Genomic DNA, 21,056 nt, shown 5'->3' with positions numbered 1-21,056 from the left:
TCAAAGCTGGCAATCACAGATGCCCAGCAGGAGTACAACGAGGTCATCAATAGATTCCCCATTTAATAACATCTATTTTGCGGGTGGTGTCAGCTTCGCTGGTACTACCCGGTTCTAATAGAAAAGGGATTAAATCGTAAAGATTCTTATCTATAGCTAATTCAAGCGCTGTACAGTAAGTTTCGATACGACCAAACATTTTTTTCTCTTTATAGACCTCGTTAATATCTGCGCCTTCTGCAATTACATTTCTAATTGCTGTTTCATCATTTTTCAGTACAGCTTCGAGCAGCTTTAAAGTCAAATTTTCTTCTGTTTTCATATCTCTACCCCTCCTATTTTTTTGTATCATTTTTCCATCTTTTATTGGTTATTCGTTGGACTTGGTTGATCTCCTCCAAAGTTCGACAATTTTTTTGGTTATTCGGATTTTAGGGTTAATCGTTTTTACTTTTTTGTTTTGAAGGATTCCACAATTCTAAGTTACTTTCTCTAATGGAGAACCATGGTGTGTCAATTGGATCAATGTAATATGCGTTTTCGTTACCTATGGTATCAAAGCCAATAATTGTTCTTCTCCCCATATTTACACCGTTTCCGTTTGTCCATTTAACCTCATCACCGATTTTAAACTTTCTTTCTTTTGTGGGCTTCATTTTAATCACTCCTGTTATATGTAGTTATTTTAGTTTTAGCTCGATTACCTGGCGGATCTCCGGATTAAGCTCCAGCTTTATATCCTCATTGAAGTGGACCTCTGCTTCGCCTATAGCCATTTGAAAAGCATCTTCTAGCCTTACGCTGCCATATGAATCTTTAAGAATAAGAACCGTCCGTTCCATTATCTTATCGATCAGCAGCCGGTTGTTTTGATGACTCATGTTTGTTCTCCCCTTCCGGATATAAAAATGGCGCTGCAGCTCAGGGCCGCAACGCCATTTCCTTTATATATTTACCACGACTTATGGAATTTGAAGTATTCCGTCCAATTACCTTGAATGGTAATGGTGACATTCTTCTGTTTTACGACTCCATTGGAGTAAGTGGCCACAAAGCTAAAGACATAATCCCCGTTTGAAATGGTCTCTAGCTCCACATCTGCGTTTTCTTCGCCAATATAACCGGACCAGGCTATTTTGTCGGCTGAGCTTAAGGACGTCTTCCCAATATACTTGGCCGTCACTCTTACGGTTTGCGCTTTTGTGGAGCTCGTACCGGTATCCGTTGTCCTGGAGGACAACACAAAGCGTTCACCGGCCCAGAACATATAATCCGGACGGAAGGCATCTGGCATCTTCGTATTCCAGGTCTGCCGGTTTTTCTCCCAATCCGGTGTATGGGTCACGGCTGCCGTTATGCCAAGTTCATTGACCGTAATCGTCTTGCTGATCACTTCACTGGCCAGGCCGAGCGCATCTGTCGCCTGCAGCGTAACGATATACTTGCCGGCATGATTCTCGGTTACCGAACCTGGTATCGTGACGTCCTTCGTCGTAAAGGATTTGCTGTAGTAGCCTGCCGGTCCGGAGACGGTCCAGGCGTACGTCATCGCATCGCCGTCTGGATCCGTAGACAGGTTTTTCAGCTGAATATCGTCTCCTTCATAGACCGGTTTAGGCGACCAATCAAAATCAGCAGCCGGCGGTTGGTTGGTCGTAAAGTAAATATACTGATATTGCCCCATATTACCGGCCACGTCCCAATCTACGACCATAAGGCGATATTTCTTTCCTGCCTGCAGACCGTTCACGGTGTAGCTTGTTGACGTGTTCGGAATGGAAATATTGTATTCTGTCGTTCCATTTCCGTTTAGGTCTATATTCGTTGTGGAGCCATCATCATTTACTTTCTGCATATAGAAAGCGCGTGAAGCATGGCCAGATGACGGCGTTGCGTCACTAAACGGATTAAACGTCACCTTAACGGAAGTTGGCTTAATCTCAAGTTGCTCGTTCGTGTCATCCGGAGGAACAGTGTCTACAAAGAAGTAACCATTCTCCGAATAATCTCCCCAAGCCATACCATCATACGCGCGGGCTCGCCAGTTATGAAGGCCTTCCTGTAGCGCCAGCGGCGTATAGTCGGTGGTTCCGATCGTTCCGTTTGTATCGACAACCAGGTTGCCCGTTGCATTATGGAATACCTCATAGTCGATCTTTGTAATTGGCTGGCCATCAAAGTCCGAAACGGAGACGCTGAGTTTTGGCCGGTTATTATTCGTATAGATCGGTGCTGAAGCTTTTGGCCCGTTAAAGCTGAGCAGATGCGTGACAGGCGGTGTATTGAGAATGAAGTAAACGATATTGCTATCGCTTGACCACTTGCCTTTGGAATACACGCGGCCTTGCACCTTCACCTTACGTCCTTGCTGTATGCCTTCATCCAGAATGTAAGACGTATCATTACCTGGATAGGTGACCTCTGTAATCGTTTTTCCGGTATCTACGTAGGTCACTTTCAAATAAAACTGTTCCTGCGGATCATTCTCCGCATCACTGTATGTCCACTTAATGACCGGCTCGCTGGCGACTACGGTCGGAGTGGTTAACGTACCGGTCGGATTCGTGATGACCATTTTAGGTGGATTCTGATTCACCGGCGGAAGGGCATCTTTATAAACCCTAGTCTCTGCCCAGGTGGACCAAACGCCAAAGGTATCCTTTACTTGCTCCTGGATAATGAGCTCCACGCCTGGCCGGCTATAAATCTCTCGCATACCAGGTGTCCAGGTTGCTTCATCTGCCCACCGCGTCCGGAATACACGATCGGACAGCACATCCGGGATATCCGGATCATAAGACGTATCAAAGCTTAAATAGTCCAGCGTCTCCCCTTCCGGATAGACAATGCCCGTAAACCGTACATCCGGCTGCGCGATTGGCCGGCGGTGTACATAGAGTTTCTTGATTACGGGTTCGGACCAGGCGGAATAAGCATCGATGCCCGGATTATCGCTGGCCTTGTACGTAATCTCATAGAGACCTGGCTTGTCCAGGGACGGCAGCCGCGTATCAAACGACTTGCCATCATATTGACTGAGCCCAAGGGAATTGGCGAAATAGTTCGGATCATGCTTATAGCTCCAATTCTCTTTGGCTTGCGGATCCTTCTCGATATCGTCAAAGATCGTGTCATATTTAATTTCTTCATCAACAAGAACCGTACTTACCGTTTCCTCGATATAGAAATCGCCGTAGTTCTTCACCTTCATACCGGTGAATTTGGCTTGTTGCTGACCGAGCGACATGAGGCCAACGGATCCCTGTTTGAAGGTACTATCCGCGATTTCAATAACTTTGGCATGGTTAATATAGACGCGCAGCGTGCCATTGCTGGCCTCGATCTCAAATGGATAAGTGACAAAAGGCGAACGCGTGACGTCTGCGGACTGCAGCGCAGTTTTTACGCCGGCGACAACTTTATATAGCGTAACCTTGTTGCTCGTCCACTCGGCAGCGTACATGTTTTTGCCGTCCTGGATATGAATGCCGGCACCGATTGGCTTATCATTGGCTGAATCATTTACCGCTACGTTAAAGGATAAACGATCGTTCTTAAGCTTAGTTGCCGGATCGTACCACAATCCTGCCCATGTTGAATCAACAATTTCAATGGTATTAGCATCAATCACTTTCGGATAATCGCCGCTGCCGCTCGCAGGAACAAATGGGAATACATACTGGATACCAGAACTTGCGGGTTTTGAAAATCCATAAAAAGATCCATCTGGTAAAATCGAAGTGTTGAGGGTCGGATCTTTTAACGCACTAGAAGCCCAATCACCTTTCGTATCCGTAATCTGACTGTAATACGTTTTACTGCCATAGTAGTTATTATCTCGATCAATGGGGGCCCTTCCATTCGCTTTAATAGAAGCGTACGGTTTGTAGGTCCCTTCCCATGAGTCCGCCAGTGCTCCATTATCAGGGAAAGCAATATTCCCACTTGGCATTAGAAAAGCTTTTGTATTCGCAATTAAGTTACCTTGTGTATTTTTATTGATCAGGTTTAAGTATTTGTCAAACTTATAATCTCCCCACGCATAGCGAACTGTCGCATAAACGGAACCGTCTGGATAAATAATGGGAGTGCCTACCCCCATGGTGTCCTCCCAGCTCATCTTATCGCACCACGTTTCGCACGTATTCCAAGACTCAAGACCATACTGTGTAGGATCAGGGAGATCGGGGTAACTAATCCTAGACAGGTATCCTGTTTTTTTATTAAACATAAAACCATAAATACTAGTCCCCATACTACTGTCTTTTGAATACTGGACGTAACCTGAAACCGTGAAATACAAATATTTGGCTCTATCTCCGCGGTAGTCGAATTCAGGACTAGCAACCATATAGGATATATCAGCGTTGTAAGTTCCTCTTGATTGATATCCCATGACTCCCGTATTGCCATTTACAGCCATCGCGTATAATTCATAACCATCATAGGTCGTTTGCGTAGTCCACGTTAAATATAAGTCACCATCAGAATCGATAACCCCTTTATAATTCTGTAAAAATGTAGGGCTATATCTCAAATCTCCTGTTTTAACATCCCACTTTACCGAATTATCCAGTACGGAATATTTTACAGCATGTACATTCCAGTATTCTTGAGTGGCACCAACCCTTGCACGGTAGGCCATATAGAGATTTTGGCCGTCGTCCGAAACTTCGAAATACATGATGTAAGACATTTCTCCTGATATCGGTATGGTATAGCTGCCTATGAGTTGGCCATGATTATTAATCTTTTTAACCTCATAGTTTGTTGCTCCATATGACCCAGCCCCATAATAAAAGTTCTCGTTTTTATCAGCCCCTAAATAAGTCAAACCACTGACTTCAGACAAAGAAAATCTGCTAATTTCTTTACCATCTTGCGAATTGCGTTCTACCATTTCCGCGCCTTCGCGGGAATAAAGGCGATGACCCGCATAAATATACGGAACTGCTACCGCCCCCACTGGTAATCCCCAAACTGGTAAATTAGTCAAATCGCTTGCCAATTCGTATTTAGATCGGCTATTCGCCCCTAAACCCATGTTTGGATACTTAATAAAGAAATCCGCCATCTTGGCATTTTTGGTTTGCAGCGCCCCACTATTTGCTAGCCAGCCGATAGGCTTATTCGTATTCGTCGTGTAAGGCTGAACAAGCTTCCAGGAACGCATAATCGATTCGCCGGTATAGGTAATGTCCTCCGGTGCGCTGCCGTCTCCTTGATCCGGTTGCTGTGTAAGACCCGATACGTCAAAATCTACATACGGCGCATAGTTTAGAACATTTGTGCCGGCAAGATCCGAAGTAGCTGCCAGACCGTAGTCTTCCTTCACCGTTGCCCGATATTGTCTTTTCCCGACAGAAGTAAAGGTAATTGGGTACGTATCCTTATAAGGGCCCGTGTAAATGACCGTCCAGGGCTCTTCCTCAAAGTTACCGTCATTATCCCGATCGTAGCGTTCCTCCAGCTGCATATCGGTAATGGTATCACCGTCAACGCTCTTTGCATCAATATAGAGCATCGTATCGTTATACCGGTAAGTTTCGGAAGGGGCAACAAGCGTAACGACCGGCGGCTGATCCGGAACGACTTCAATTAAATGCGTTCCCCAATCGGATACACGGCCCTGAGAATCAAAAACCTTCCCTTCTATGGAGTAATCCCCAAGAACGGAAGGTCCTTTGCTTGGCCATCCATCCGTATAACCCGGATCCCCGACCTTTTTATAGCGCATTTCGTTTTTCGTAAAATCAATTTTAACTCCGCGATCCGCAAGCGGCGTGTAGGAATTATACAGATGGAAAATGTTTGAGAAATCTCTTCCCTGAATGACCTTTGTCGGTCCAGTTACCACCGCTACCGGCTTGGGATCAATAACCTGCAGAGAGGCCGTATCCCATTTGGTCTCTGTCCCATTTGTAACCATGATTTTCGCCTGATAGAAACCAGGTTTATCGAATTTCACATTCGAATAACGATATTGGCTGGAATCGGTAATAACCTCTTTCAAATTGTCTGTGAATGTCCAGGTCATTGATGTATAGCCATCTGAGTTATTATCTAGCGTTGATTGGTCACCCGTAATAATGGTATTTGGTATAAATTCAACGTCTGCAGTAACCGGAGGTGCCGGCGGCGGTGTTGGTGATGCGCTCGGATCAGGCGTGGCCGTTCCTGGACGCGTAACGACTGTCATACACTCGATTGGCTGCTCCGCTGTCGTGCCGTCTGTAAAGTTAACCCGTGCACGCATCACCCAGGTTTCCGTGTAGCTGTCTTTCCCATCAAGCTTGGTCTTTGAAATTGTAAAGCTGAATTTTTGAGATATACTGTCCAGTCCGTAGCCAACGGTAGAGGTTGTATATTGGCTGCCGTCTTCTGCTCTGCCGTATACTGTCCAGCTCTGAACGGTTTTTGTTCCCTTTGCGGAAAGAGAAGCATTTAGCGTTGCAGAGACCGCTACATCTTTACCATCAAACTCAACCGTCTCCGGATTGGCCTTACAATCACAGGAAACATAGGGCGTATTCGCCGGCGGGATCGGTTCATAGGTTACGCGAACTTCGCCCTCGAAAAGATAAGTTTGTGCTGCCCATTCGGTTGATGTATCGATTGAATATTTCTTAGCAGTTGCTTTCCCCGAACAACCGTTACAGTCTACGGTCTTTCCTAGACTATTATCTTTAGTTAATGGGGTTGCAACACTTAGCTGTCCATATCCGTCCTTTCCTTTCCCCTTACTTACCACTCTGGCCTCTGATGTATCTGCACCATTTATTGTAGCCTTTGTTATTGTAATTGAAGAAGGAATAATATCATTACTAGAAATTGCGTCCGCATTGTATTTATATTTTGATGGACCAGGAAAACCGTCACTTATTGATACTGCCCAACCATCTGCCGTTCTAACTTTATCGATCGTCATTGCCTTTCCATGATCATCTTGACTTTTGTTTAATATCCCAGCACATTCGGCTACACCATTTACCCAACAAGAACTATTTATGTCAGGCGTTACGGAATAATCGGTCCCAAGTGTTGTAAATTGCCATTGCTTACCATTAGTTGTCCTGTTGGTTGCAAAATACATTGTCGATGTATAACCGCTTGCAGTCACACCAATTTTTGCACCTTGAAAAGATGGGATAATGATTTTATCACCTGAAAGACTTGCGCCATACGTGGCTTTATTTACTAGGCTAGTAGTGTTATCACTATTACTGGCCTTTTTCCATACTTGATATGATTTTACCTTATATCCGGACTTACTAAGATTCACTGAAACATTCGACAAAAATTCATTAGAGTTATATGTTTTTGAGAAGGGAATTTTCACGGTTGCCGTAACCGTATCAGATGCTGCTGAAAAAATAGGCGTAAGCGGTAATCCGCTTACGCCTATCATGACAATTAATAGCATCGCCAAATATTTTTTTATTGTTCCCATAACCAGTCTTTAACCTCCGTAAGATAAAATTGGGAAGCCTTATTCATCCCTACATTAAGTTTTTCCAAATGAATTGGAACTCCACCATATTGTTTTATTTGCGCATCTATAAAATCTTTTTTAACAAACACTAGATAAAAATCATGTCCCTCATTATTAGGTTTGGAAAAAGAAAATTCTGTACGATTTGAATATAGCCCAGGTCGATCAATCAGTTTACCATCATCATATTTGAATTTAGATGAAAGATTTACTCCCCCGGACTGACCTTCAGTATACATATAAAATGAATGGGCTATATCTTGGTTTTCGCTTGATGTAACAAGATTCTTCCCTGTAAGTTTGTAGGCAAATACATATCCATCATTCGTTTTTGCCTCTTTTCCTTCTAAATTATATTTAGCGCCCTCCAGGTACTCGGCATAATAACCGGTCTTATCTGTTGGATCTAAGACAATTAGGTTATCGATCGTTACATCGTAACGGGAGTTAATATTTTTCTTATACGGCAAAGAAACAAGATCATTTTGATTAAACATCGTGATCATGTTATGTCGGTGCCAAGCAATTTCCGCCGCGCTCGATGCGCCTTTATCCACCGTAAGGGCCCCACCATCCTGCAGCTTCAGCAGCCGTGTAACTAAAACGGCAGCCTCTGCCCTGGTTGTTGTCCCTTCGGTATTAATGCTCTCCGCTTTTGTCCCGGATCTCGAAAGAATTCCCTTGTTTACCGCACGAAACATGAGCTCAGCTGCAGACAGCTTTTTGTTCCGATAATCCGGATAAGCGCCACGAACGGCAAGCTTGGCCATCTCGTTTCTGGTTGCTGGATTATTTACATTGCCTGGATAGTCGCCATCCAGATATACGCCGGCTTTGCTTAATGCCGTCTGATAAGGCGCATACCAGGTGGATCCGCTGCTGTCTACTTTCAGCTTAAAGGTAAGCGCCATAACTTTCAGCAGCTCCGCCCTGGTAATCGTATTATTCGGTTTATAGGTTCCATCAGAGTAGCCGTTTAAAATACCAGCTTGTACCGCCGTTTCAATGGACGAAGCAGCCCAATGGCCGGATATATCCGAGAAAGAAGGCTTAGCCGCCGCCTCTACTTTTTTATCTGGCACAAGTGCCTGCGTACCGATCACAGCAACAGCCATCATCGTGCTGGCCGCAACTACAAACGTCACTTTTTTAAATGACTTCCACATAAAAATCAACTCCCTATTCGTTTTTTGTATCATTCTGGCGCATTACCCAGTCCACGGGACGTAAAATAATTGCTCCATCCTTCAATTCAATATGTAAGTGATCGCCTTCTTTTAAATCGAGCTTTTTCAAAAAAGGAAGCAGGCTTACAACATAACGCTTCTGGATCTTCTGAATATCCTTCACATTGCCCCCACCTATCCAAAATATTGAAATACTGTATTACAGTTTTACTGTAATTCCGTTCCAGCGTTTTGTCAATACTTGGATATGTCTATTACAACCTCTTTTGCACCTCCCTGTAATAAAAAAACCGCCCCACTTGGGACGGATTTCTACTGTAATCAGTGTATCAGGTTTTTGAGGAGCAAAAGTAAGAAAAAAGTAAGAGTTTTTTACGGGATATACTCATGGCTGGAGCCCACAATATAAGAGAAATGATCAGAAACGCCGTAGTACCTGGGATGCTCCACCTTAACGATCGCAATCACGGAAGGACCGCGAAGAAGATCGATATAATAGTAAGGTGGACCACTGTTATAGTTTTGCGGGAAGCTGCCGGTCTCGACATATTGCAAAGAGACAACCTCAAATTTACTTTTCCAGACGCTCGACGTCAGCGGCTGCAGCTGATCGTCCAGCTTAAACGTCCGCTCCATCGATGCAAGCAGCGCTCTTTCTGCATCCTCCCGTACAAACTGGATATCGCCCATTTCACGCTGAACTTTATTGACCTGCAGCGCAGCGTCATGCGTGGCCAGATCCATACCCTCTTTCAGCTCCGCGCGGAGCTTGGTCTGGATGTACTCATCATGATTCCAGGCGCTAAACAGAAGAAATATGGGCGCCATTACAAGCATAAAAAGAACCCATTTCATGGCTGCGCCTCAATATATTCACTCATTAAGGTAGCCGGATAGTAATAATCTCTCTCCTCATCATCGCCGCCGAACAAATTCATAATTTGTGTTTTGCCCTGCGGATAACGAAGTGTAACCGTAATGAGCTCACCACGGGGAACCGCTGTCGTCGGACCGGTTAGCTGCACCTTACCAGGATCAAAGTAGAGATCCGCTAAATCTTCTTTTAAGCGATCCGTCATCGCCGGCGTAAGCCGGCCTTCTAATGCGGCCAAATGAGCCACTTCATAGGCCTTTTTTTGGAGCACCTGGTCACGATACTGCACCGTGCGATCAATGCTTGGCTGAAACATAAAATAAAGAAAGAATGACGATAAAATGATAAGGGCCATGACACTTTTCATTGGACGGGCCGGCACATGCTACATGCGCCGGCCTCCCTCCTCTCAGGAAAGCTTAATTCGTCGGATACGTAATGCCTTGGTTAAAGGTATGTGCCTTGGTTTTTTGCGCTTTTGCATCTCCAAAAACACCGTCATCCGCGAAAATATTAAGGGTGATCATTACACACAAAGCTGCAAGCAGGATTACAGTAGCCATAACGTTATTCATTGATAAATTTCTCCCTTCGGTTGAACCGATTATTTTTTATTGGATTTGACTTAAAATACTGCGGTATACATTTGTCGTTACCATCACGAAGTTAATAACAACGGTTGTACTCGTTAATACAATGGCATGGGCCATATACCCGTTTACCTTCAGCTTTTTCCGCCTGCGCTGCCGGCGGAAATCCAAAAATGCTTCATAGTTGGTTTCGAGCAGATCAATGGCCATTTCCGGCGTAGACGTATTAATCTTCTCCAGCAGCGTACTAAGCGTCACCGCTTCTTTCGTACCGATGCGCTCCCCAAAACGTTTAAAAGCGAGTTTCGGATCAAAGGTGTATTCGAATAGCAGCTGATCGAGATCCGGACGGATCGCTTTGGTATTCGATCGGTATTGCTGCAATTTGCTGATGACATTCTGATAAAACTCTGCGGATTCTGCATAAAACTCATTTAAGAGCAGCATGAACAAATCAATGACTTCATTGCTCTTCTTGGATTGCCATTCTTTCCCCGCCATACGAAGAAGCATCTGCATGGGCATAAAAGATTTTCCGGTCATTGTAATGACATACAGAACGGCTAAGATTGACATCCATCTGAGCGGATAAACATGGGTGATCATAAACTGTACATGCAGCAAGATGACAACCGCCAGGAACGTTATATCCCGATAGAGCTTGTACTGCCAGGCAGAAATCTTGAGCGGTGAGCCGGCTTTGGCAAACGCATCTTCCAGGCCATCATCCGCGTAAATTCGCGTAACATCCCCCCGCATTTGTTCCACAAACGCCTGAAACTGCCGGCCAATCTTTGGCGGCGATCGCCGCCGGTACAAATAGAGCAGCTCTCGCATAAGAAGCAGCCCAAACGCCGGTACGCCGGCGAACAAAACACCTTTCATGATCAGGATACTCATGCACTATACCTCGATTTTTGGTTTGGATAAGATAAAAGACGTTACGAGCCCCGTCGGTATGGATAACACACATAGCACGAGCGCTTGAAACGCCTTCGGATATTGGAAAATAATTTTTAAAATCGCACCATCAAACATCGCATTGATACCAAAGATGGCAATCGGGACAAGAACTAAAGGGAAAAAGCCCATCAAAATGGAATCGGAGTATTGTGCTTTCTCCTCTTCGACAATTCGCTTGGATTCCACCATATCCCAATGGATCTTCTCGAGCGCCTTCTCGATGTTTCGCCCTTCCTTGGCTGCTTTAATGAATAGCACGCCCAGCTGCCGCGACCAGCTGCCTTGTACCTGGTACGTAAAGAGCTCGACGGCCGCATGTATGGCCCCTTTTCCTTCAATTTGAAGGATGGTCACCATGTTCATAAAGGTTCGTTTAATGGAGCCTTCCGCCTCATTGGCCAGCGCATAAAGCGACTGATAAAAATCGGCTTGGCCGCTCGGCACACGATATTTCATAAGCAGCTTCTCGGTCTGATCGATCAGCGCATAGCTGTTTTCTCGTCTTATCGTCATCAGCAGCATGCGCCGGTAACCGTAAGGCAACAGTCCAAGAAGAATGGAAATGGAAAGCGCCCTGATATCCAGCAGCATGCTTGGCTTAAGCCCACCGCCTAGATAGAGCTCTCCACCTTTATAACCCATTAGCAGCAGCACGTACGCGGAGATAAAGATCATTACGCTTTGGGTCATGAATTGGGAGACCGAATGTCGGTGAACGCTCTTGCTTGTCGAGCGGAGCAGTAAGTCCAAATGAGAAAACAACCGCTTTTGGTTTTCTTCTGCCTCTGGAGATTCTCGCGCCGTATAGGCCGGCAGCCGCCAGGAGCGAAAAGCGGCTGCTCCGATCGCGCCTATGGCACCATAGGCGTAATACAGAAAGGCAAGAAAGATCATTATGCGAATCATGCCTTCCGGCTGCAGGTGAAGTCCGGATAACATCGTTATCTCCCCTTTCTAGCTGGCCACGCGGTTGATTTCTTGCTCCACATTGCTGCCGATGATTGGTTTTTCTTTGCTCAGCTTCTCTAAAGCGCGGAAAGCCTGCTCCGCGTAACCGGTTTGGCCAGGAGAAGCCTCACGCATTTTCTCTCTTGTTTCCGGAGATAAGTCGTTCGCATAGGTCCAATCATTATGCAGGGAATCCCAGCGCATAACATCATGCACGGTAACCTGGAGCGTATACGGATCTAACCGAATTTCAGAGATCCGATGCAGACGTTTACTGCCGTCCGGTAGCTCTTTCATGACAATGCCAATATCCAGGCATTCGGCTACGCGTATCAATTCATTTTGGTAATCTCGTCCTGGATACCGTTGCAGAATCAAGCGCGTAATCTGACCAGGCATATTTTTCATTTTCTCTGTATGATAACTGGTCATGGATCCGCCTTCGCCACGCTCACAGGCCATACAATAAAGCTCCGCCTCAACCGATCGCATTTCCCCAACCACACAAAAGTGATAGTCGGACCGTAGAACCTGAGCAAACACCTCATCATATTCCTCAGCCGTGCGGACAATCATTTCAATGAGCTGCGCGTCCGGATAAATATCGCCAAGCTTCATTTCGGAATGGCCATTTTCAATGGTGACGGCCACTTGCCCTTCCCGGTATCGCTCAGCAAACAACGCTTTTAGCAGCGTTGTTTTCGCGCTGCGGACTTTTCCCATCACGACCATATTGAGCATGGACTTAGCCATTCCTCGCAAAATAGGCAGCGCCTCGGTCGGAATACTTCCCCGCTGAACAAAGTCTTCGAGCATCGGTTTGCGAATGGTGACATTCCGGAAGATGAGCGTAGTCTTTCGCACCCTAGGCGGAATGAGAATTGTCACCCTGGTGCCATCTTCTAAATCCATTTCCAGCTTGGGATTGAATTTATTAATATGGGCAAATTCGTCCTTCATCCGGATTTTCTCAATAATGTTCTCGATAACCGTCTGCTCCGAATCATATGTAAATTTCCGGAGGGCACGTTCTCCTGGTATATCAAAATAGATTTTCTTCCCTATTATCCTTGCCGACTGCGACTCCGAAAACTTCGGATGCTTCCACCATACGGAAATCGGACCAAGGCCGAATGTTTCCTGGAATACGGCTTCAACTAGGGATTCATAATAGCTTGGCTGCTTCACTTGCAGCAGCTGCGCGTTGCGTAAATACTCTTCGATTTCTTCTTTAAAGAGCTTTACCGCTTCTTGCTTCCCAATGACGGCATCATGCTGCAGCTTCTGCCATCTTGTCATTTCATCTTCACTTCGGGATTTGTTTTTCTCTTCAAATGCTTTTAACACAAGGTCACAGGCCTGCTTAAATGATTCGGTTGGAGCGAGCGTTCGCTCGCTCTCGCGATTTGTTTTTTCCGTCTGCACACCTTGTCCAATCATTTCACTGACATGAAAATCTTTATCTCTCCAGCTCATCATCGACTAAACAACCTCCATCCGCGTTTTTTAGACGCATCTTCATTTTGAGCGGCCCACTTGTAAAGACTCTGCAGCTGCTTTCCGATTTCACGGATCTGGCTCATGTAACGCCCGTTCTCCGTTGTTGTGAGCAGACGTCTTTCCGCCTCACAAAACTGTCCTTCTTCTTCCAGATCCGGTAAGGTCCCAAGCAGCGGAAGCTCCATAACTTGCTCAAAACGTTTGGCATCCCCATATAGGCTGCGGAACCGGTTGAGTACCAGCATAAAAGGCATAGGTTCGCCATTGCCTACCATGCGAAGCAAAACATTCATTTTCCGCCACATGTTAACGGCTGCCGGCTGCTGCGTTGATACCAAAATGCGCAGATCGGCTTGCAGCAGCGCTTGCAGGCAAAGATTATTATCCGGATTCGCGCCGGCGTCCAGGAGCACGATATCGAATTGCTTTCGCGCGCATGCAATAATGTGCTCTGCGGCATCACTGGAATACCGGTAACGCTTCAGGAGATCCGCATTACCTGCCAGGTAAGAGAAGGTTGGCGTTACCTGCATATGGCCAGCTAATTCACCTGGCGTTAGCAGCTTGGTTTCTTTAATCTGCGCATACAAATCATCCAGGTAGCTTCCGGAGTACGAAAGGAAGGAATCGCCTGGCGTAAAAGCATTAAGACTAATGACGCCGACTTTGGCGCTCGTCAGCTTACCCAATTCATCCGCCAAAGAAAGGACGGTTGCCGTTACGCCGGCCTGGCTTAACGATCCCATAAAGGCGATGACATTCCCTCCGCTCTCGGGAGCAAAGCTGTCCAGGGTATAACGCTCAACCTCTTTTGCAATTTGATCCGGTGTACGCTTTGGAGGAATGATCGTAATGCCTAAGCGATCGGCCACCATTTTAGCCTCTGTAGCCGCGCCGGCGTGAATGGAATAGCTCAGTAAGTACAGAATCGTCGTGGAGACTTGGAACTTTGTTTTCACCTGTTCCAGCTCGTAAGCAGCGATATAGCGATCGGAGATAAGGATAACTTCAAAATCACTTAATTCCTCCGTGAGATCCGCTAGATCGAACGAGCGTACATCTTCCACGCCGGCCAGCTGCCGTAGGCGCTGGCAAAGGACTTCATCTTGGCCTAGGAATCCTATCTTCATGAGCCGTACCGGATAATGAACTGATTTCCCTTGTTGGCCAAAGCGGATAGTTGTTTCAGCTGCTCATCTGTCAACTGTAGCTCTAGCTTCTTTCCTCGAACGGTTGCATCGTCACGTACATTGGGATTTGTACTCTCTTCCCCGTTTTTAACTTCGTTTGATCCAGAGTCCTTGTAGTAGGCCACGACAATATTCTCAAGAATTTTGTTCGCGGTTTCTCCAGCTAGCGATCCAGCATCTAATGCCGTCACGCTATCATCGGTCTTCAGCGCAAAGATCGTTACTTTATCTAAGCGCCTTAAACTTCCCGGAACCGATAAGATCCATTTATCCGGGAGCTCGACAATGCCGGCACCAGGAACACCCAGCAGCGCTGTCTTATCGATGCGATTATTGGTAAACTGATCGCCTGCCTCAATGAGCTGCAGCGCTTCTTTCCCTACAATTTCATTGCCGTCTTGCATGGCACCGGCAACAATTAAATCTTTTTTAATACGAACGACCGCAAGGTCTTTGGCTGCAATCGTTTCATGCGGCATAATTTGTCTGGCTGCTACGAATACCTCTCTGGTATCGATGTTTTTGGACCACTGTGTATCGAATCTATAAAGAAGTATTAAACATGCGGCCATTCCTACCACATACAGTAGGATGCGATTCAGCTTTCCTAATTGGAATCGTCTCATGATTCCCCTCCATTTCCTTGTGCTTCTTGCAGCAACCGCCACTGTTCCTGCAGCTCTTTAACGGCCGTGTCTGCGCCTGACCAGTAAATGCGCATGGGCAGCTGCTCGATAAGCTGGTTCATTTTCTCCCTATGCTCATCGTTGTTTATGACCGACGCTTGCTCTACTACCTTTATAGGTAGGCCCCCGCCGTCTTGACTCACGATTACCGCGCATGCTTCTTCAAGCGGCATCGATTGGCTCAGCTTCTTTAATTTCGTTAAGCTATCCTTTTCCCGATCGGTGAGCACTCGCCGGCGGCTATTTTCACTCCGCTCAAACGGATAACCGGCAGCCTCGAGCATCTGACACCAGCGGCGTAAGGTGCTCTCCGCCGTATCGAGCAGCGTAGCGATTTCTTTTAGTCCGTATTCTCGCATGCGTTATTGCCTCCTCGATCGCTCACTGAGCGGCGCTCATTCGTAATGGGCGGCGCTCGCCAATGATCAATCATGCAGGTTAGCATAAGCACTCCTCCCTTCTGAAATAGGAAAGGCCGCCCCTCATTGCCAGGACGGCCTTTCGTTTTGCTCATTTGCTGATAATACAAGAATATCACGGTTTTTGTTCCAAAAAGTATGAAAAAAGTAAGAGTTTTTGAAATTCTGGATTAGCGATAGAACTTCTCCAAAACAGCTAATAAGTCCTCATCATGCAGCTTCCCAAGGTATTGCTGAATCTTATTATGATGCAAAGGAACAAACATACCGCACCTAGCCACGGAGGGCTTGTCCAATCCAGCAGCCTTCCAATGTTTAATGGATACATCCCGTTTATCGCTCGATCGTTCTTCATGAGAGGTTACTTTTATAACGATCGATCGGTTATCTTTGGTATCCAAAATAATGCCTGGTCGCAGCTTCTCTCTAGCCTCATCATCAAAAGGATAAAGCACCATGTATACGTCTCCGCGATTATGATTCATGTTCAAATAAAAAAGACCAACTGCCAACGATCGGCAATTAGTCTTTTGTCCTCCGGTTTTTTCGATTTTGATATTCTTGCTCTGCTGTCTTCAGATTTTCTTCGGCTTGCTGCCAAAGATCCTCGCTGCAGGTATCAATCCATTTGTTTACTTCAAGCAGCTTCTCTTGCATGCTTTTTTCAGTCATGTATATATCGCCTCCATGGGAAGGAATTGTTTCAGTATCTGGAGCTCTCCTTAATTATATCCTAAAACAACCCCAAGCTCCATTAGATCCTTACGATAATGAGTTGCTATCCCTTAAAGAGCAGCATATCTAAATTTGCACTTCGTTTAGCTGCATAATGGTTAAGTTCTTTTGAAAAATCATTTTTGATAAAATTCTTTATCTCTTCACTCGAACCGTCCCCCCACATTTCAGATACGGTTTTCATATAGACCGCTAATTGCTTTGTATCCTCTTCAACCGATAGAGAGTCGGCGATTTCTGAAATTCTTTTTTTGACGTATGGCTTAGGTAAGTTTTCACGCTCACCATCGATTATGATTTCATTAAAGCTAAGAATGCTGCTGTTCAGGAGTATCGTGGTCGTTAACTCCTTTTGTATCGCCATCGAGTGGTTAAAGCGATGATGATCATTCACGCCAATGATAGTCCCACCTATTACAAGACCAAGAACGATCGACAAGAAGACTTTCACGTTTAAATTTTTCACAAGCATAAATCCTCTCCTTGATACGCGTAAGCTGCTCCGGATCCATTTCTCCAGGTTATCTCAAATCCTTTTCAACCGTAAACGATTCGCCGCAACATTTAGCGAAAACCAACACGCCGAGAAACTCAGCTCCGCCTTTTCCAACAATAACGGTAGTGGGTTCGTTGCCTACCAGCTCTCCCTGCTTGCCACAAAACGGGCAAAATTTAGTTTTAGTCACTAGCCGTACCTCCCGAAAGTTATTTAGAGCGTTTCAGTACCCGTTTACAGTACCCGTTTCAGTACCGCTGTCCTTTTTTTAGAAAACCCTTGATAAATCAGCACTTTTTTAACATTCGGATCTACAATTTTCATCCGGTACTGATACCGGTACTGTAACCGGTACTGAAAAAGAGCTAATAAATCATTTAAATGTCGTCTCCGTCCGCCGTATCCATCTGAGCTAAAAACTGTTGAATCTCTTCTTCACTCCAGGCTATCGTATAGCCTAATCTGGCTGCCTTTGGCGGATCTAAAAATCCTTCGTCGGTTAATTCTTGCATGTACTGCAAGACCTTCTCTCGACGAACACCCAGCAGATCTCTTAGTTCAGTTGACTTAACGGTTCGGGTTCGACAAATATACCGTTTCATACGATTGAGCATTATTACTTTATCGTCTAACGTTTGTTCTTCCTTACTAGTGATCCACAGCCGCATATTTCGTTCCGGATCATGAGCTCCCACTCGGCCTTCATCAACCATGCGCTGCAGGAGCTGTGCAGCTGCCACATAGCCAATGCGAAGCGATCGCTGCAGCATAGCCACTGAAATACCGCCTTGTTTTCTTCCAAGCTTTAGAGCTTTTTCATAAGGCTCTCCCTCATCTGCCTCTTCTTCTTCCTCCTCATCATCAGGAGCGAGATAAGGCTCTTCGGCGATTACCTCTTCCAAATGCTCCTCTTGCGTTTCTTCCCACGGCGGCACATCATCATGGATTTCCGACTCCATGAGCTCAGTAGAAAAATCCTGTGCTGCAGCTGCGGACTCCTCCTCGCTCATATCCCATTCCTCTTGCCCTGGTACGCTCAACTGATGGCTATTAATCCAATAAGTCTTTAAATCCTCAATAAAATTTGTAGATTCCATATCTTCCACACTAATCGATGCGGATTGAAAACGCTGTGGCGATCCGCCTTGAATCCGGCAAATCCCATCCCCAAAACCAAGCAGCTGCGGAGCTGCTCCGTCCAATACCGTCCGATAATCATGCGTAGATTCCAAACGGAAGGCCACGCGCGACGGCAAGTTGGCTTTAATGACGCCGGTCACCACATCCACGCTTGGCCGCTGAGTACCCAGTATGATATGAATACCGGCTGCTCTAGCTTTTTGTGCGATGCGCTGAACAGACTCTTCGACAGCAGCTCCGGCTACCACCATGAGATCTGCATACTCATCAATGACAACCACAATATAAGGCAGCGTTTCATTCGGCATCTTCTTGTTATACTGGACGATATTACGGGTAAATGTCTTGGCCAGCAGCTCGTACCGGCGTTCCATTTCCACCACGATTTTAGACAACGCTGCGATCGCTTGTTTGGGATCCGTCACCGGTGGCGACAATAAATGAGGATACCCTCTGTAGACGGCCAGCTCAACTTGCTTGGGATCGATTAGCAGCAATCGCAGTTCTATCGGAGACTGTGTAGATAACAAGGACGTCAACACGGTATTGATATAAACCGACTTACCGGAGCCGGTAGCCCCTGCCAAAAGCAAATGGGGCATCTTTGCTAAATCCTGAATCATCGGCTTTCCCCGTACATCCTTACCGAAGATAACAGGTAATGCCATTTTGCCTTTCATGTTGATCAGGTCTTGTACCACATCCCGCATATACACATAGGCACGTTCATCATGTGGCAGCACAAACGCGGCCGCGCTCCGGAAGTTGGTTGCAGAGGTAATATCAAACCCTAACGAGTGACCAAATAGATGATTGGCGATATCCTCTTTCTTTTTGGAAATCGTGGAGAGCTGCAGCCTGGGCGGCAGCTGAAAAGAAACGGTTTGAAGAGTGGGACCCGATTCGAGATTGAGTACTTGAATATCCCCTTCAACCGGCAGGCCGGCGAGCTGCAGCGCATCGGATATAATTTCACCGGCGTTATCCGCTCTTAGCTTTGAGCTTGCGTGTGGGCGCGGGTTACTCGGCAAAAGACTATATGGCGCAAGGAGTATCCCGAATTGCCCCGGCACGGACTGATCGCTCACTACCGCCGCCGATCGATCGCTCACCGGTTCGGAATGAGCGCTCACCGGTGTAAACGTATCGCTCAATGCCCTATGCCCCTTCTGCTGCTTCATCCAGCGTCTGATCGCCGCCCACCACTTGGCCCGATCGCGCCAGACTTGCTGCAGGAGGACCGGCGCCAGGCCAAAGATTAGCCAAACCATACCGACTAAGCGAAGCCCTTTCAAGGCGAGCGCGTGCATATCCTCGCCCTTCAAGGCAAAATAGCCGCCGGCACAAATCGCTGCACCAATGACGGCTAGCCTTGTAATAAACTGAAAAAAGCTTTCCTTCTTTTTCTCTGCAGCCGGCGGCATGCGAACCTCCATTCCTTTTCCCTCCCTTTACGTGTCTTTTGTTTTCTTCAAAAAGTGAAGCAGACCATTGGATAAATCATGCGCGGTAGACTTCACAAACGGCCACCACTCATCCGATACCTGCAGCAGAAAATCATACGCTTCCGATAAATGACTGATCAGCATCACGATCAGAAAGAGTCCAAGGACTTTGAGTACCCATTTCGGCATAACAAATCGATGGCGGAAATAATACATCGCCAGGATGATCAATCCGACCAGCGCGATTAACATGTTCATCGCATTTCTTCCTCCTATACCGCTAATAGCGCCTTATAAAACTTGCTTACGCCAATCCACCAACCCGTATCGGAAGCGTAATACCCATGCGGATTATCTCTGGCCACCAGCCATTGAATCGGATCTCGCCCCTCCGGTCGATTCTGAGACAGCTTCACAATCGTTTTGGCGGCGATCACTGCGGCCTCTTCTGTTGTGAGCGTTGCCCCTTTCCCCGAACACCAGCAGCCAAATACGTTCCAGGGATTCCGGATAATCTCGCTGGCGTGATTGTTCGTTACCGGTACAAAGCCTTGTTCCTGGCCCGTGATCGCCAAGAGTAAATGGGGATCCACATTTTGCGACTTCCCCGCCTGATCAATCATACGCAGCGTGGTTGTATTCGCGAGCGCGGACTTCCGATCTTTCAAGAAATCGATTACTGCCGGTATATCGAGCGCTCGATAGGCCAGCTCGAGCGGTATGCCGGCGTTTGGCATTACCACATAATCCATAGGATTGACCGGCCTTCCGTTCACTTCGACCTGAAAATGCAAATGCGGTCCGGTTGATCGCCCAACCTTGCCGGCACCGATAAACCCGATGCGCTGCCCCTTCTGCACGCTATCGCCTGGCTTTACATCCATGACCGTCGATAAATGGCCGTATTTCGTGAGCAGCCCCCCGCCATGGTCAATATAGATCGCTTGGCCATAACCATTTACCGCGCCGGCTACGGTTACCGTACCGGCTGCCATCGCATAGACCGGCTGATTCTCCGTTTTAGCTGGACCATTTGCAATATCGATGCCTTCATGCCCCTCCAAGCCATCGCCAATGTCCCGATAACCAAACGTGCTCGAGATATTGGCGATCGATGGAGCCGGCCAGAAATAAAAAGAGCCGTCCGCATCGAGCTGCGTCGGCACCGTATACCAGCTGCTGGACGAACCTGCTGCATCTGCAGACAAGCTCTCTTTATCGGCGAAGATCAGAAAGGGAAACAGCGTCAGCAAGACGATAAAGAAAAGCAGCACCAGGATGACCAGCGCTGCCAGGATATACGGGGAGGCTAGGAGGCCAGCCAGCGCGGCAAGCTTCCGCGCCTTCTGTACCGTTCCAATAATCGACGTATCCGCCGCTGACATAACTTC

At 46.6% G+C, this 21,056-nt stretch carries 22 protein-coding genes; all 22 read right to left on the bottom strand.

The features are described from left to right. Positions 1-46 precede the first annotated feature (46 nt). On the bottom strand, positions 47-322 hold the full coding sequence (locus WFJ73_RS23625) for a hypothetical protein (RefSeq protein ID WP_336775415.1): 276 nt from the start codon (positions 320-322) through the stop codon (positions 47-49). Positions 323-437: 115 nt separating this feature from the next. Then, positions 438-656 (bottom strand): hypothetical protein, encoded by a 219-nt coding sequence (locus WFJ73_RS23620; protein WP_336775414.1) that lies wholly within the window; start codon positions 654-656, stop codon positions 438-440. Positions 657-680: 24 nt separating this feature from the next. Continuing rightward, positions 681-881 carry a hypothetical protein gene (locus tag WFJ73_RS23615; protein WP_336775413.1) on the bottom strand — a complete coding sequence of 67 codons (201 nt, stop codon included), beginning with the start codon at positions 879-881 and terminating at the stop codon, positions 681-683. A gap of 71 nt (positions 882-952) precedes the next feature. Next, complete coding sequence (locus WFJ73_RS23610) at positions 953-7,450, bottom strand: hypothetical protein (RefSeq protein WP_336775412.1); 6,498 nt, start codon at positions 7,448-7,450, stop codon at positions 953-955. Continuing rightward, positions 7,438-8,658 (bottom strand): S-layer homology domain-containing protein, encoded by a 1,221-nt coding sequence (locus WFJ73_RS23605; RefSeq protein ID WP_336775411.1) that lies wholly within the window; start codon positions 8,656-8,658, stop codon positions 7,438-7,440. Before WFJ73_RS23605 ends, WFJ73_RS23610 begins: the two co-directional genes overlap by 13 nt. A 13-nt stretch (positions 8,659-8,671) precedes the next feature. Beyond that, positions 8,672-8,842: an AbrB/MazE/SpoVT family DNA-binding domain-containing protein gene (locus WFJ73_RS23600; protein WP_336775410.1), complete on the bottom strand. Its 171-nt coding sequence runs from the start codon at positions 8,840-8,842 to the stop codon at positions 8,672-8,674. 209 nt (positions 8,843-9,051) lie between these two features. Further along, positions 9,052-9,534, bottom strand: a complete 483-nt coding sequence (locus WFJ73_RS23595) for a hypothetical protein (RefSeq protein ID WP_336775409.1) — start codon at positions 9,532-9,534, stop codon at positions 9,052-9,054. Further along, the gene (locus WFJ73_RS23590) at positions 9,531-9,920 is read right to left on the bottom strand and encodes a hypothetical protein (RefSeq protein WP_336775408.1); all 390 of its coding nucleotides are present in this window, start codon (positions 9,918-9,920) and stop codon (positions 9,531-9,533) included. Before WFJ73_RS23590 ends, WFJ73_RS23595 begins: the two co-directional genes overlap by 4 nt. A 52-nt stretch (positions 9,921-9,972) precedes the next feature. Then, positions 9,973-10,128 carry a hypothetical protein gene (locus WFJ73_RS23585; RefSeq protein WP_336775407.1) on the bottom strand — a complete coding sequence of 52 codons (156 nt, stop codon included), beginning with the start codon at positions 10,126-10,128 and terminating at the stop codon, positions 9,973-9,975. A 36-nt stretch (positions 10,129-10,164) separates the two neighbouring features. Continuing rightward, positions 10,165-11,043 carry a hypothetical protein gene (locus WFJ73_RS23580; protein WP_336775406.1) on the bottom strand — a complete coding sequence of 293 codons (879 nt, stop codon included), beginning with the start codon at positions 11,041-11,043 and terminating at the stop codon, positions 10,165-10,167. A 3-nt stretch (positions 11,044-11,046) separates the two neighbouring features. Further along, the gene (locus WFJ73_RS23575; protein ID WP_336775405.1) at positions 11,047-12,045 is read right to left on the bottom strand and encodes a hypothetical protein; all 999 of its coding nucleotides are present in this window, start codon (positions 12,043-12,045) and stop codon (positions 11,047-11,049) included. Positions 12,046-12,060: 15 nt separating this feature from the next. Continuing rightward, positions 12,061-13,533 carry an ATPase, T2SS/T4P/T4SS family gene (locus tag WFJ73_RS23570; protein ID WP_336775404.1) on the bottom strand — a complete coding sequence of 491 codons (1,473 nt, stop codon included), beginning with the start codon at positions 13,531-13,533 and terminating at the stop codon, positions 12,061-12,063. Continuing rightward, positions 13,530-14,621, bottom strand: coding sequence for an AAA family ATPase (locus WFJ73_RS23565; protein ID WP_336775403.1), 1,092 nt, complete (start codon positions 14,619-14,621; stop codon positions 13,530-13,532). The genes WFJ73_RS23570 and WFJ73_RS23565 overlap by 4 nt, the downstream gene beginning before the upstream one ends. Positions 14,622-14,680: 59 nt before the next feature. Continuing rightward, positions 14,681-15,370 (bottom strand): SAF domain-containing protein, encoded by a 690-nt coding sequence (locus tag WFJ73_RS23560; RefSeq protein ID WP_336775402.1) that lies wholly within the window; start codon positions 15,368-15,370, stop codon positions 14,681-14,683. Further along, positions 15,367-15,789, bottom strand: coding sequence for a hypothetical protein (locus tag WFJ73_RS23555; protein WP_336775401.1), 423 nt, complete (start codon positions 15,787-15,789; stop codon positions 15,367-15,369). Before WFJ73_RS23555 ends, WFJ73_RS23560 begins: the two co-directional genes overlap by 4 nt. 230 nt (positions 15,790-16,019) lie before the next feature. Beyond that, positions 16,020-16,334, bottom strand: a complete 315-nt coding sequence (locus tag WFJ73_RS23550; protein WP_317981503.1) for a type II toxin-antitoxin system PemK/MazF family toxin — start codon at positions 16,332-16,334, stop codon at positions 16,020-16,022. A 37-nt stretch (positions 16,335-16,371) separates the two neighbouring features. Continuing rightward, complete coding sequence (locus WFJ73_RS23545) at positions 16,372-16,521, bottom strand: hypothetical protein (protein WP_317981452.1); 150 nt, start codon at positions 16,519-16,521, stop codon at positions 16,372-16,374. 106 nt (positions 16,522-16,627) lie between these two features. Beyond that, on the bottom strand, positions 16,628-17,056 hold the full coding sequence (locus tag WFJ73_RS23540; RefSeq protein WP_336775400.1) for a hypothetical protein: 429 nt from the start codon (positions 17,054-17,056) through the stop codon (positions 16,628-16,630). A 49-nt stretch (positions 17,057-17,105) separates the two neighbouring features. Next, on the bottom strand, positions 17,106-17,270 hold the full coding sequence (locus tag WFJ73_RS23535; protein ID WP_336775399.1) for a hypothetical protein: 165 nt from the start codon (positions 17,268-17,270) through the stop codon (positions 17,106-17,108). Positions 17,271-17,457: 187 nt separating this feature from the next. Then, positions 17,458-19,656 (bottom strand): FtsK/SpoIIIE domain-containing protein, encoded by a 2,199-nt coding sequence (locus tag WFJ73_RS23530; protein WP_336775398.1) that lies wholly within the window; start codon positions 19,654-19,656, stop codon positions 17,458-17,460. Positions 19,657-19,671: 15 nt separating this feature from the next. Next, a complete protein-coding gene (locus WFJ73_RS23525; protein WP_336775397.1) occupies positions 19,672-19,923 on the bottom strand; it encodes a hypothetical protein in 252 nt (83 codons plus the stop codon). A 14-nt stretch (positions 19,924-19,937) separates the two neighbouring features. Beyond that, positions 19,938-21,050: a M23 family metallopeptidase gene (locus WFJ73_RS23520; protein ID WP_336775396.1), complete on the bottom strand. Its 1,113-nt coding sequence runs from the start codon at positions 21,048-21,050 to the stop codon at positions 19,938-19,940. Positions 21,051-21,056 lie beyond the last annotated feature (6 nt).

Origin of the sequence: Paenibacillus sp. MMO-58, from assembly GCF_037146255.1 — a bacterium.
Classification (GTDB): Bacteria; Bacillota; Bacilli; order Paenibacillales; family Paenibacillaceae; genus Pristimantibacillus.
This window is presented reverse-complemented; position numbering and strand designations above follow the sequence as displayed.